The organism is Bacteriovorax sp. BAL6_X, assembly GCF_000443995.1.
In the GTDB taxonomy this organism is placed as follows: Bacteria; Bdellovibrionota; Bacteriovoracia; order Bacteriovoracales; family Bacteriovoracaceae; genus Halobacteriovorax_A.
The window spans coordinates 684,160-697,811 of record NZ_AUMC01000003.1 but is presented as its reverse complement, the minus strand read 5'-3'; the positions used below and the strand labels follow the sequence as shown (position 1 = coordinate 697,811).

The 13,652-nt window shown below is 37.7% G+C and carries 12 protein-coding genes; 5 read left to right on the top strand and 7 right to left on the bottom strand.

Annotated elements, in window-relative coordinates:
- Window positions 1-6: 6 nt before the first annotated feature.
- On the bottom strand, window positions 7-1,437 hold the full coding sequence (locus M902_RS03465; protein ID WP_021266397.1) for an aldehyde dehydrogenase family protein: 1,431 nt from the start codon (window positions 1,435-1,437) through the stop codon (window positions 7-9).
- 66 nt (window positions 1,438-1,503) lie between these two features.
- Window positions 1,504-1,743, bottom strand: a complete 240-nt coding sequence (locus tag M902_RS03460) for a hypothetical protein (RefSeq protein WP_021266157.1) — start codon at window positions 1,741-1,743, stop codon at window positions 1,504-1,506.
- A 242-nt stretch (window positions 1,744-1,985) separates the two neighbouring features.
- Here M902_RS03460 and M902_RS03455 point away from each other — a divergent pair, with 242 nt between their 5' ends.
- The gene (locus tag M902_RS03455; RefSeq protein ID WP_021266278.1) at window positions 1,986-3,977 is read left to right on the top strand and encodes a transketolase C-terminal domain-containing protein; all 1,992 of its coding nucleotides are present in this window, start codon (window positions 1,986-1,988) and stop codon (window positions 3,975-3,977) included.
- Between the two features lie 114 nt (window positions 3,978-4,091).
- Complete coding sequence (locus M902_RS03450) at window positions 4,092-6,092, top strand: alkyl/aryl-sulfatase (protein WP_021266352.1); 2,001 nt, start codon at window positions 4,092-4,094, stop codon at window positions 6,090-6,092.
- Window positions 6,093-6,108: 16 nt separating this feature from the next.
- On the opposite strand, the gene M902_RS03445 is transcribed toward M902_RS03450, so the two are convergent.
- On the bottom strand, window positions 6,109-7,995 hold the full coding sequence (locus M902_RS03445) for an MFS transporter (protein ID WP_021266040.1): 1,887 nt from the start codon (window positions 7,993-7,995) through the stop codon (window positions 6,109-6,111).
- An 82-nt stretch (window positions 7,996-8,077) separates the two neighbouring features.
- Here M902_RS03445 and grxB point away from each other — a divergent pair, with 82 nt between their 5' ends.
- Window positions 8,078-8,725, top strand: a complete 648-nt coding sequence (gene grxB, locus M902_RS15695) for a glutaredoxin 2 (protein ID WP_021266138.1) — start codon at window positions 8,078-8,080, stop codon at window positions 8,723-8,725.
- Window positions 8,726-8,800: 75 nt separating this feature from the next.
- Here the strand turns inward: grxB and M902_RS03435 are convergent, their stop codons facing one another.
- Entirely contained in the window at window positions 8,801-9,436 is a 636-nt protein-coding gene (locus M902_RS03435; protein WP_021265766.1) for a 50S ribosomal protein L25, read from the bottom strand.
- 109 nt (window positions 9,437-9,545) lie between these two features.
- On the opposite strand from M902_RS03435, the gene M902_RS03430 reads away from it, so the two are divergent.
- Window positions 9,546-10,199, top strand: a complete 654-nt coding sequence (locus M902_RS03430) for an alpha/beta hydrolase (protein WP_021265909.1) — start codon at window positions 9,546-9,548, stop codon at window positions 10,197-10,199.
- Between the two features lie 88 nt (window positions 10,200-10,287).
- Window positions 10,288-10,677, top strand: coding sequence for a Grx4 family monothiol glutaredoxin (grxD, locus tag M902_RS03425; RefSeq protein WP_021266492.1), 390 nt, complete (start codon window positions 10,288-10,290; stop codon window positions 10,675-10,677).
- A gap of 7 nt (window positions 10,678-10,684) precedes the next feature.
- Here grxD and M902_RS03420 read toward each other — a convergent pair whose 3' ends face one another.
- From M902_RS03420 to M902_RS03410, 3 genes are all read right to left on the bottom strand, one after another.
- Window positions 10,685-12,139: a nitrogen regulation protein NR(II) gene (locus M902_RS03420; protein WP_198011852.1), complete on the bottom strand. Its 1,455-nt coding sequence runs from the start codon at window positions 12,137-12,139 to the stop codon at window positions 10,685-10,687.
- Between the two features lie 106 nt (window positions 12,140-12,245).
- Complete coding sequence (locus M902_RS03415) at window positions 12,246-12,998, bottom strand: response regulator transcription factor (protein WP_021265752.1); 753 nt, start codon at window positions 12,996-12,998, stop codon at window positions 12,246-12,248.
- Window positions 12,995-13,639: a hypothetical protein gene (locus M902_RS03410; protein WP_021265887.1), complete on the bottom strand. Its 645-nt coding sequence runs from the start codon at window positions 13,637-13,639 to the stop codon at window positions 12,995-12,997. The genes M902_RS03415 and M902_RS03410 overlap by 4 nt, the downstream gene beginning before the upstream one ends.
- Between the last annotated feature and the right edge of the window lie 13 nt (window positions 13,640-13,652).

Below are 13,652 nucleotides of genomic sequence, written 5' to 3'. Positions count from 1 at the left end.
TAAAATTTAAAATAAGATTAGCTTCTTACGAGTATAATCTTCCATCGCATACGCGATCCCCTCACGGCCAAGTCCAGAATCTTTAATCCCTCCATAAGGCATAGCATCCATGCGAAATCCAGGGACGTTATTGAAGATAATTCCTCCAACATCAATTCTTCGGCTAGCTTCCTTCATATTTACTAAGCTGTTCGTAAAAACACCAGCTTGGAGTCCATATTTTGAATCATTTACAAGCTCAATGGCCTCCGAGAATGAGTCATAAGGTTCTAGAATTACAACAGGGCCAAAGATTTCCTCTGAAACCACCTTCATATCCAAGTCTGTATTCGTTAGGACTGTTGGCGCATAGATATGATGATCTTCATCAATAATATGGCCGCCACATAGTAACTCGGCCCCATTTGAGATGGCCTCTTGCACCCACTGATGAATTCTCTCAAGAGACGCCTCGTTAATCACAGGCCCATTGATAACACTCTCATCTCTAGGGTCACCTGAGCCAATAGTCTCCACTTGCTCAAGAAATTGTTCTACAAACTCCTCAAAGATCTCACTGGAGATAAAAACTCTCTGGGTTGAAATACAAATTTGTCCTGAGTATAGAAATGAGCCGGTAATAATCTGTGACGTAACGGCCTCCATATCCTCAACGTCATTAACAATAACGGCGGCGTTTCCACCAAGCTCTAAAAGACACTTCTTCTTTCCACTTAAGGCCTTAAGGGCCCAACCAACTTTAGCACTTCCCGTAAACGAGAAGACATTAATTCTGTCATCTTCTAAGAATCTTTGTGCAAGTTCGTCTTCACAGATCACAATATTTACAACACCCTTTGGAAATCCAACACGTGAAAGTAATTTAGCAAAGGCCAGTAAAGTAATTGGAGTTTGCGGTGAAGGCTTAACGATAATACTACAACCAACAGCAAGAGCTGGTGCAATCTTATGAAGAGCTAGATTGAGTGGAAAGTTAAATGGTGAGATACCAAAAATGATCCCTTCTGGTTCGTGTCGAACCATGGCCATCTTATCTGATCCTGCTCCATAAGAGAGATCAGGAGTTTCGCTACTGTGATGACGGGCCTTCTCCGCAGCAAGTCTAATAGTTTCCACACAACGTCTAATCTCACCCTTCGCATAGCTAATTGGTTTTCCTGCTTCTAAGCATATTAAATGAGAAAAGAATGAAGCCTCTTCCTCTAAGAAGTCAGCAAGTTTAAAAAGTAACTTACTTCTTTGTGCGCTATCAAAATCTTGAAACTCCTCAAATGCATTAAGTGACGACTGCATAACTTTTTCATACTGGTAAGAAGCTAAGAGATCCACTTCGTTTAAAATACTTTGATCGTATTTATTTAAAACTTCTATTGAGTTTTCACCGTAAAGAAATTCATCGTCCACAAATGAGGAACGAAATTGCGAAAAATTTTGCATAAAAAAACCACCTTGCTTAAGGTGGTATTGTATCTATTGTGAAAATCATGGGTCAATTAATATTGCTTAAAAATCGAACTCACTTCCAGCATGCTGAGTAGTCAATTCATAATTCAAGGAGGGATTATCTTTTAAGAAGAGGTCTTCTCCTCCCATAAATAATTTAATAGAACATAGATAGCAAAGCTTAATTTTAACTTCTCTTCCATTAAAGCTTGAGTACAACCTAGCTTTAATCATCTTGCTTCTGCGAGGTCCGTTGGCCAATGACCAGTTACGCCCTGCAGCTGAACATGCATCACACATTACTACAACCCCTTATTATTTCAGATAGATAAATTGTCTTTAACAATAGTTTCTATAGATTTTATCGTCATTCTAAAATAAAACTTAATAAATTTATAGCTACTGTATTTTCAGATATTTACGTTTTACAGATTCTGGCCAAACTGCCAAACTATTTGGTCAGTAAATATTCTCTGGCCAGAAAAAATTCCCTCGTGATACCTTTTATAAGTTATTGAAAATCAAAGAATTCGGAGAAGTTAATGACTGCAACAATCAGCCCATTAAAAGTAAAAAATCATCTTGCATCGGCACCGACAACGGCCCCAATTTTCGCAACCAAAATTCATAATTTAGCTGGAGAAGAAATCACTCTTGCTGACCCAAAGGCCACGAGAGCTCTTGTTGCCCTAATGAATCAACACGCTGTAATTGGTGGAGCTGCTTGCCACTGGGGAGGCCCTGCGGCTTTCGCTGAGATGATGAGTGCCTTACACTCAATTATGTTCTCACAAGGACCAAATTGGTTTGAGAAATTTAATTTTGTAAACGATGCTGGCCACGCTGAAAACGGGATCTACGCTCTTCGTGCAAACCTAGGTTTTGATGGCCTTACATTTGAAAGCCTAAGAGGTTTTCGTTCAATAACTTCTAAACTTACTGGTCACGGTGAGGCTCACTTAAATCCAGAAGGTGTTTTCATTTCTAACGGGCCACTTGGTTCAGGGCTTCCTCAAGCTCAAGGTCTTGCTCTTGCGGATAGAGCGATTGGAAACGATCGTGTAACAATTTGTACAATCTCAGATGGCGGCTGTATGGAAGGTGAAGCACGTGAGGCCATGGCCGCAATTCCTGGTCTTGCACAGAAAGGAAAGATGAATCCATTTGTTATGATCATCAGTGATAATAATACTAAACTTGGTGGACGTATTACTGAAGATAGCTTTGATATGAAAGGAAGCTTTTTGGCCCTAAGAGAAATGGGGTGGGACGTTGTAAGAGTAGAAGAAGGACACGATCTAGAAAGAGTTTATCAAGCAATCGAAGAAAATATTGCAAAAGCAAAATCTAATGAACTCAAGCCTGTTGCTCTTGTTATCAAGACAGTCAAAGGATATGGAGTAAAAGCAACTGAAGAAGCTAAATCTGGTGGGCACGGCTATCCACTTGGGGCATATGACGACAAACTTGTCTCTTTCCTTGAAGAAATTTATAGCGGTGAATCTTGTCCAGAAGAATTTACAAATTGGGCAAATGAAATCCTAGCTTCAAAACCGGCACCTAAAGAAGGCCCAAAGAGTTCTGTACCTTCAGATAAGGTTCAACCAGGTCTTGCCAATGCAATGATTAAAGCGACAAAGGAAGGGCTTCCAGTATTTTCTGTAACGTCTGACCTTGCTGGCTCTACAGGAGTTGCGGGGTTCCATAAAGAATTTCCAGGTCACTATGTTGACATTGGTATTGCAGAATCTAATATGGTTTCGACTGCGGTAGGAATGGCAAAACAAGGCTTCATTCCAGTTGTCGATACATTTGCACAATTTGGTGTCACAAAAGGGAATCTTCCTTTAATTATGTCTCAACTTTCACAAGGTGCAGTGATTTGTTTATTCTCGCATACAGGCTTTCAAGATGCTGCTGATGGTGCTTCTCACCAAGCAACAACTTATTTCTCAGCAGTCGCAGGTATTCCAAATACAACAGTAATCGCCCTTTCAACAAAAGAAGAAGCTGAAAGTCTAATGTATCAAGCGATTAAGAGATACGAAGAAGCTATTAACAAAGGTGAAACACCAGAGACAACTGTATTCTTCTTTGGCCGTGAAAAGCACCCAGTATCATATATAGAAGGTGGAAGCTACAACTGGGCAAAAGCACAAGTACTAAGACAAGGGACAGATGGGATTATTGTAACTCACGGGCCACTTGTTCAACAGGCACTTAAGGCCGCGACAGAACTTGAATCAAAAGGTAAGAATATTACTGTTATCAATAATCCATTCATTAACAAGATTGATGTTGAAACATTTAAAGATCAACTAACAAAGAATGGTAATAAAATTGTAACTGTTGAAGATCACCAATTAACAGCTGGTGCTGGTGCGATATTATGTCACGCTCTAAAGCAAGAAGGACTTGAGTTTGAAATGAAGTCTCTTGGAAATGATGGCCACTTCGGTCAGTCTTCATACACTGCACTTGAGCTCTATAAGAAATTTGGCTTTGATGCACAAGCAATGATCAATCAATTCTAATTTAACGAAGGCCTCAGAAATGAGGCCTTTTTTATAACTTTTTTTAGGCCCACAATAACTAACCTTAAGCCGATATCCCCCTTAAGAAAATATAATAAATAATAAGGAGGAATCGTGTTTTATTCCAAGAAGGTATTCTATCTCATTGTCCCTATTTTAACTCTTAGTTCATTACTAAGTTGTACTCGTGCTTCAAGGTACACTTTTTCAAATAACTCAAAGCCTGCTTCTCGCTACACTCTTGATGTTCATAAAGAAATTACTCAAGAGTTAAACTTTGACGATGATCAAGATTTTAAAGACTCTCAAAAAGGTTTCATCGCAAAACTTGAAGGGCCTATCAAATCTAAAGATGGAATGAAGGAGATTTTTGATCCAACTAAATACCCTTCTCTCACCCAAGGGAAGCCACCCGAAACAGTCAATCCTAGTCTTTGGCGTCAATCTCAATTAACAGCGATTAATGGACTTTTTCGCGTCTCAGATCATATCTACCAAGTAAGGGGAATTGATCTTGCTAACGTTTCTTTTATTCGAGGAAAGAAGGGATGGATTATTATTGATCCACTTATGACAACAGAAACTGCCAAAACAGCATTGGAACTTGTGAGAAAGAATGTTGAAAATCTTCCAGTTACTGCAATTATTTTTACCCACTCACATATTGATCACTTTGGCGGTGTCTATGGAATGGCAAGTAAGCAAGAGCTAGAAAGCGGTAAAATTCAAATTATTGCACCAAAAGACTTTGTCTATGAATCAGTAAGTGAGAATGTTATAGCCGGCACAGCGATGAGCCGTCGTGCTGAATACATGTATGCGCGAACACTAGACTTTGGCCCTAATGGCTCAGTTGGAACGGGACTAGGAAGCTATACCCCTAGTGGTGAATATGCTATTGCAAGGCCCACAATTACGATTGATAAGGATAGAAGGCTAAGAGTAGATGGTGTCAATATTGACTTTATGTTTACTCCAGGAGCAGAAGCCCCCACAGAGATGATGGCCTACTTTCCAAGAGATAATGCGCTTTGTGGTGCAGAGATTTTAGGCCACACTATGCATAATATCCAAACACTAAGAGGTGCCCAAGTTAGAGATAGTCTCATGTGGTCTAAACATATTCAAAGAGCACTAGAAAAGTATAGCAAGGCCGATGTTCTCTTTAGCTCACACCATTGGCCGACTTTTGGAAATGATCGAGTCGTTTCTCATATGGTATCCCAAAGAGATCTCTATAAATTCATTCACGACCAATCTGTAAATCGATTAAACAAAGGACTCTCAGGGACAGAGCTCGCAGATAGTATTGAACTTAATAAGAATCTAGCTAAGAACTTCTCTTCTCGTGGTTACTACGGAAGTCTTAGTCATAACACGCGAGCGGTCTATGATAAGTATCTAGGGTTCTTCGATGGAAATCCTGCACATCTTAATCCACTACCAGATGTCCAGTCAGCAAAGAAAACTATTGCGTATATGGGTGGAGCTGGTGATGTATTGGAGATGGCCATTAAAGACTATAAAGCTGGAGAATATCGCTTTGTCGCTGAAGTTTTAAATAAACTTGTCTTCGCTCAGCCTAAGAACGTAAAGGCCAAACAGTTACTCGCGGACACATATGAACAATTGGCCTATCAAGCAGAAAATGCCACGTGGAGAAACTTCTATGTGCAAGGGGCCCAAGAGCTACGCTACGGTGTTGGTATGCCTGCACCACCAACAGCATCTCCTGCTATTCTTTCTCAAATGAATACAGAGTTGTTACTAGATTATTTATCTGTAAGAGTTAATTCAGAAAAGGCCAATAGTACAGACATAACACTTGAACTAAATATTACAGACAGAAATGAAAAGTATTACTTAACATTAAGAAATAGTGTTCTTAATTATTCAATGAAAAAACCTCAAGAGCAAAATCGTCAACTGGCCTCTAACGATATAGCAAGTATTTCATTAAAGCATGGCCAATTTGTAAAACTAGCAATGGGAATGACTTCCTTTGCTGAACTTGATGAAAAAAATATTAACTACAGTGGAGATAAGAAAGTATTTGAAAATCTCAACGAAACTCTGGACACCTTCCCTAGTACCTTTAATATCGTGACACCTTAAAAAAAAAGCCTCTGTTCTACAGAGGCTTTTTATATTCAACAACCATTTTGTCTTCCAAGTCTTTATAACAAAATCTCTCTGGTGGAATTGATGGCAGTATAACTACTTTTATTTTTCTACGTTTTAAAAAATTCCAACGAATTCCTTTAAAAACGCCTTTTCCTGAAAATGAATAAAAGCTTCCCCAAAGGCCTTTAATAATAATTGGTACAACCTGTGCGTTTGTTTGCTCAACGACCTTCTTAATCCCAGGCTGATATCTTCTTGGCTCACCATCACGAGTGATCCACCCTTCTGGAAAGAAGCCTACACAACGCTCTTCATTTAGAGTCATATTTAGCTTTGTATACGCTTCATCAAGTACCCTAGGATCTTCTCTTCTCGTTGCAATTGGAATTAGGTGTCCTTGCATAAAGAATTGCTTAAGCCCCGGAATATTATAATAGCGATGGTCTATTACCCAACGAATAGGTCTTGGAGAAAGACTCATTACCACACCCCAGTCAACAAAAGATGTATGATTTGCAGCAATTACAAGTCTGCCCTCTTTAGGGATATTATCCTCACCTTCTATCTGAATGTCGTAGAGAAAAGTTGTTAAAAGCTGTACAACAAAACGCCACATTTCCTCATGAAAGAAGTAGTAGCTGATCCCGGCATAAATTAAATTCAAGCCCCCAAGGATAAGGAGGTTATCAAGGGCACTTGAGCCCATCTTGTTTAGGATAATAATTGATACGGCCGCAACAACCATAAAAATAGCATTCCAAATATTATTGGCCGCTATTGTACGAGCAAGCTTCTCTAAAGGAGCACTATGCTGCATAAAAGTTAATTGCGAAATATAGAAGTTACCGCCAAAAATAGTAATTAAAAGTAGATCAATAATGGCCCTTAGAGCAAGTGGTTGCGCAAAAAACTCTCCAGGCGGCATTAGTGCCCCTGTAACAGACATCGGCCATTGAGTCGAAATATAATAGAGGTCAAAAACAGCAAGAGACATCCCGACTGCTGCAACAGGAACCATCCCCACTTCAATTCTCTTCCCCGATAGTTTTGAGCAAATCCAAGAACCTAATCCCATTCCTACCGTAAATGTTGCCATAAAAATATTAGTTACCATTTCACTACCGTAGAAAACATTTTTTATAATAGCGGGCATAACTGAAAGAACAAATGATCCTAAGAACCAAAACCAAGAAACTCCCATCATGGCACGAAACGAGTTTCTCTCTCTTAAAGAGTCTCTAAGAAGTTTAAAAGTCGGCTTTACAAAAGTGTAATCTATTTTTACATCTTCATTGATATCATTAATCTTATTTTGAAAACGCGCTGAGATAATACCTAGGACAGAAAAGGCCAAGATAGCAAAAGCCGCGGTACCGGTTGCATCAGGCGCAGAAGCCGCAAGCCCACCAATAATTGTTCCGATAAGAATAGCAACGAAAGTTCCCCCACCAATAAGCGCTGTTCCCGTCGTTAGCTCCTCATCTTTTAAAATTGTTCTAAGAGAGGAGAATTTTACTGGAGAAAAGAATGAGGACTGTCCACCCATGAGAAATAATGTCAACATTAAGACGCCGTAATTTTCTAGCAGAAGCCCAATTGCACCAATAATCATGAAAGCAAGTTCTGTATATTTAGTAACCTTAATTACCTGCGCTTTGTCATAGTGGTCTGATATCTGACCAGATGTTGCAGAGAATAAAACATACGGCAGAATAAACGCACCGCCTGCAAAGGCAACTAGTGACTCTGCACCAAGTCCAAATAATGAAACATTCTTATATGTAATTAAGATAATTAAAGCATTTTTAAATACGTTATCGTTTGCGGCACCCAGGAACATCGTCCAAAATAGAGGCCAGAACTTTCTTTCTTTATAGAGCATTGCTAATGACATTGTTTTTCCTTAAATATTTCTTAACAATATTGTACTATTATTTACTGATACGTAATGACGCATAAACCCGAAAGGAATCTATATGAAACTTTATCACTATATCCATTGTCCATTCTGTGTAAGAGTTCGCATGGCACTTGGTTTTTTTGGAATCAAATATGAATCAGTTGTACTAGATTACAACGATGAGCAGATACCTGTCGAGCTTACTGGAACAAAGATGTTGCCAATAATGGAAATTGATGGCGAAGTCATGAACGAGTCCCTTGATATAATTAAGGCCCTTGCAAGTCACAGTGATAAAGACCTAAATCTTTCAAAGCTTGATAGTGAAAGCTACAAGCTCCTCAGCGACTATCTTGATCAACTCGGAAAAGATGTTCATAACCTATGTATGCCTTACTGGGCGTGGTCAAAAGAGTTTACTCCTGAAGCAAGAGAGTACTTTATCAAAAAGAAATCGGCCAAGCGTGGCCCATTTCATTTACTAGTACAGAATAAGGCAGAGTACTTATATGGCCTTGATCAAACACTTTCTCAACTTCCACCAAAGCTTCTACCTTTTTACGAAAGTGATAAATTTACGATCTTAGATATTCTTCTAGCTTCTCATTTGTGGGGAATGTATATCTTTCCAGAGTACCAATTCCCTCCACAAATTCACATCTACCTTCAGAAAGTGAAAGAGCTAACGAAATTTAATTATCACGAAGACTTCTGGATTAAATAAGCAAAAGATCATTTGCTAAAAAAAAAGGGAGACCATACGGCCTCCCTCATTATTGAATAATCATTTTGAAAAAAATTATGAAGCTGCTTCTTCTTTCTTTTCTGCCGCTTCAGCGTCAGCGTGAGTTTCAACAACCATTTCAGTTTCTTCAACTTCTGGCTCAACAACTACTTTTGGTAGGTGGCAAGAAACAACTGATGAAGTTGGCTCATGTGCCCAAGTTAGACCAGTTGGTAGAGTAAAGTGCTCTAGTGACCAGTGTCCATCAAGCTCAAGACCAGTGATATCGAATTCTAGTGATTCTGGCATATCTTTAGGTAGACCTTCTACTTCAACTTCATGCATATTGAAGTTAACTAGACCACCAGCTTTTGTTCCAACTGCTTCACCAACAAAGTGAATTGGAAGAGAAATAACAACTTTCTCTTTTGCTGATACTTTGTGGAATGAGCAATGAACAAAATCCGTACCTAGGTGTCCTCTTTGTACATCTGCTAGAGTTACAAGGTGTTTCTTACCTTCGAACTCTACTTCAAATACTTTTCCTGAAGTATGTAGAAACTTTGAAAGACCATGCTTTGGAACCATGAATTGAGCTCCTGCAAAACCTTTTCCGTAAATAGTTCCTGGAATATATCCGTTTTTTCTCATTTGAGTTGTTGATCTTCCCGGTTTTCTTGTTTCAACTTTTAAAATACTAGTTGTTGACACATTTTCCTCCTGTGTTCCGTGGATTCAATAGATAGTATTATATCGACCGTTCATAAAAAAAATTTAGATAAAACTTGAATAAAAACACACAATCACATATTTTTTCCTTATGAAAACCGACTTAAAAACACAGTTACTCGACTCTTTCTATATACCCGCAAGCGATATCACTCCAACCAGTTCACAAAAGGTCATGATTATCCTGCACGGCCTAGGAGATAGCTTAGAATCCTACAAAGTATTCACTCAGGAAATTAATGTCACAGGCCTTAGCTACCTACTGCTTAATGCCCCAAAGAAGTATTACTTTGGCCATAGTTGGTACGATATTCCACCTAGTAATCCTGTTCCAGGAATAGAAAATAGTGTCAGAATTTTAACAAAGATCATTGATGAGATCGTGGCCAATAATGAGCATATTGATTATAGCGATATCTTTATTGGAGGATTCTCACAAGGTGGTTGTATTAGTCTTGAGACGGCCTACCTTCTTCAACATAAGCTTGGAGGGATAGTACTTATGTCACCAAGAATCTACCCGGAAAGGCGCCCTCAAGAGCTTTCAAATTGTCTAAAGAAAACAGATATATTCTGTGCTCATGGAAGTCTTGATCCCGTTATTGATATTAATCAAACAAGAGCAGGAATTGAGCATTTGGTGGGCCTAGGAGCTAATGCACAATTCCATGCCTATGAAATGGAGCATGAAATTGATATCGATGAAGTAATTCAACTACGTAACTGGTTGAATCAACGTCTTTAATTTTCGACACTTACCCTAAGCTATTTCCAAAACCTCCATTATTAGGTAAGATAGAAGAAATTGAAACTCAGGAAATAAAGGAATCAATATGAGCGATAATCCATTCAACATTCTTGGTAAAGAATCAACTCCAATTAATCAAGGGGAAGCTGTTTCTGGTGCTGATAAGTCACAAGAACTTAATATTCAAATCGAAACACTAATTAAATCAGCTGACCTCTTCTTATTCATGAAAGGAACACCTGATATGCCAATGTGTGGTTTCTCTGCAAACACAATTGCAATGTTAAACTCAGTAGGTAAACCATATAAGACATTCAATATTTTAGAAGATATGGATATCAGAGAAGGATTAAAAGCTTACTCTAACTGGCCAACTTACCCACAACTTTACTTCAAGGGAGAGCTAGTTGGTGGTAACGATATTATCACTGAAATGTTCCAATCAGGACAATTACAAGAAATTCTAAATAGCTAATTTGTTTTTAAGAATCGCTAGGCCTTACTACGTTTTGGCCTAGTGATATTGAAAACGTTGTATATTCAAATTCTTTTTCAAAATCAAGAATCATATTATTTTCAAGCGCTAACTTTTTCGAAATACTTAATCCAAGCCCAGTTCCCTCTCCTACATCTTTTGTTGTAAAGAAAGGCGTAAAAATATCCTTAACGTCTTTGTCCTTAATTCCATCACCACCATCTTGAATAAAAATAGTGTAGTGATCAAGCATTGTTTCCTCTACCCAAATTTTAATCCAACATTTTTCCAGACTATCAAATTTATGAACTGCCTGATATGAATTTGTAAGAAGACTTAAAACGACTTGATAGAATTCATTCTTCTTGCAAGCAATCTCTACTCCACGATATGGATTTTTAAAATCGATATAAATTTCACGCCCAGTTTGGGCCTGAAAGAGCCCTAAAGAGTCTTGAATTAAATTATCAAGATTATGAACTTCTTTTGAAATTGAATTTGATGAGCGAGAATAAATTTTCAAACTATTTGCAATATTTTCAATGCGATCAACTTGCTTAATAATACTTTCTAATTTCTTTAAATAGCCAGGGTCAGAATCCTTGATCTTACCTGCATAACGATCTTTTAGTTGTTCGGCCTGAATGCGAATAATACATAATGGATTATTTATTTCGTGAGCGATACCAGCAGACATTTGTCCAAGAGATCGCCATCTTTCAAATTCTTCAATTTGCTTTTCTTGCATTTTCAAGGTGACGCGATTGGTATGTTCTTGATGAACATCACGAATCTGAACCATATAGCGTCCAACACCTTGAATAACAATATAGGTTACACTGATGCGACAAAAGCGTTTTTTTGAACGACGCTTTCGATTAATAGGATGAGTGACCTTAAGTGCTACACCATCAAGTCGTTTTGCTTGCTCAAATGTATTCAAAAAGAAAAGATATTCTTCATCATCAAAAATAACTTCTGAAAACTTTGATCCCACAAGGGCCTGTTTTGTCACCTTATTAATATCTAAAATAACAAGCTGATTATTTAAAATAAATAAGTCATCATCAGTTGCGGTATAGAAGTTTTTAAATAAAGTAGAAATAAAGTTTTCCGGGCCAGCATTTGTATTTCTGCTATAAACTTCGATATAAGAAGCTTCACTTCCAGTCGCTGAATAGCCAGGTTGAAGCCATACTTCCCACAGATCTCTCTCCCCTAGTAAATTTATACATTCAGAAAAAAAGTGGCAGGCTTCTCCTTTCTTTGCTTTTTCAACTTGACTAAGGAAGAACTCCATTTTGTCGTCAGGAGTATATTTAAAAATATTTGTTCCAATACTTAGGCCATAACCAAGATAAAGATCATTGACATAGATACACACCCCATCAAAATCGATGTGACAATAATGGATATTCGAATTTAATAACTCCTTGCTGAAGCTACTATTCGGCTTATTCACTTGGCGTCTCTTCTCAATCATATTGACTATAATTGCTTTAAATCAACTTCTTCTAAATATAAAATCGCCTCTATTAGAAGTAGAGGCGATTTATAAAAATTAAAAATTACAATGAGTTTTCTGATACTGAGTTTTCACTATCTTTACCACTAGATGAAACATTTGATTCATCTGTACTTGCAGTTTTTTCATAGGTATCAGGAATTAATGACCACTTACCACCACCTTCTGAACGAATGATATAACCATAGTCATGAAGTTTTCTTCTTAGATTATATAAGTGAACATCTACAGTTTTTGGGTGAACAGTTGTATCGCCCCAAACATTATCTAAGATGTCATCGCGACTTACAATGCGATGTGGAGAATTAATAAATAGTCCTAGAAGTTGTTTTTGCTTACTTGTTAAGTGTTCAACTTCTTTACCATCTAGAAGCATCGATTTGTGGGCAATTGGCTGTACCATTCTTCTTGGGCTACCATTAAATACATTCTCGATCTTAACGATTAATTCGTTTTTCTTAAAAGGTTTCGTTAAGTAATCTAGAGCACCTTCCATAAAACAAAATCTCAGAGCATCGATATCATCAATACTTGAAACAATAATAAATGGGATTACCATTAGGCGTCGATCTTTAGAGTGATTTAGGTATGTCATAAAATTACCATCATCAAGCATAAGATCCGCAATTATTAGAGCAGGATTCTTTTCTGTATTAGAAAGAGATTTTTGAAACTCTTCTATTGAAGTAAAGAATCTTAAATTGTTGTAGCGGTGAACGAGTGTTTGTTCGTAAACAAAACGACATCCCTCATCATCCTCTAAAATCCAAATTTCCTTGTCTGTTGCCATTGTCATAATTCAAACCTCACCGATAAATTGTTGTCCCCATCAAGAATTTCGTAATCCTTTCCCTTCGCTAGAAAGTTATGAATGCCGATGTATCTTCTTAATGATTTTTCGTTTTCGTCACCTAAGTTTAAGATGGAATCTAACTCTTGTCTTAAGTATTTGTTTAATTCTGACTTAATAAAAATTAATTTTCTTAACTCGTCTTTAATTTCTAGGGTGATATGAAATGTCTCTCGGCCTTCTTTTTTTGCGAGAGTCGAAAATAAGTGGGCAAAAGAGAACAGTAGTTCACATAAATCATTGGCCTGTGACCCTTTTACAGTTGAGTCATTCTCAATAGTCCATGTAAGATCGGCAAAGTGTTTCTTTAAGTAGATACGTGCTTGGCCGAAGGCCCTTGCGACAATTTTACTTAATGGAATTTCTTCATCTAAAAAATAAGGCGTCGACTGCTTAAGAAGGTTTAAATCATTTTCAAAGCGTTCAAGACCTTGGTTTAACTTTTTCACAAAAGGGTTATCTTGATCCTGATCTTGCATTAACTCATCAATACAGAATCGAATCAAATGCATATGCCCCGAGTAATCATGGGATAAAACTCTTAGTGTTTCGTTAAAAGCTTCCCCTCTATCCAATTCGTTATTCATAGAACCTGCACTG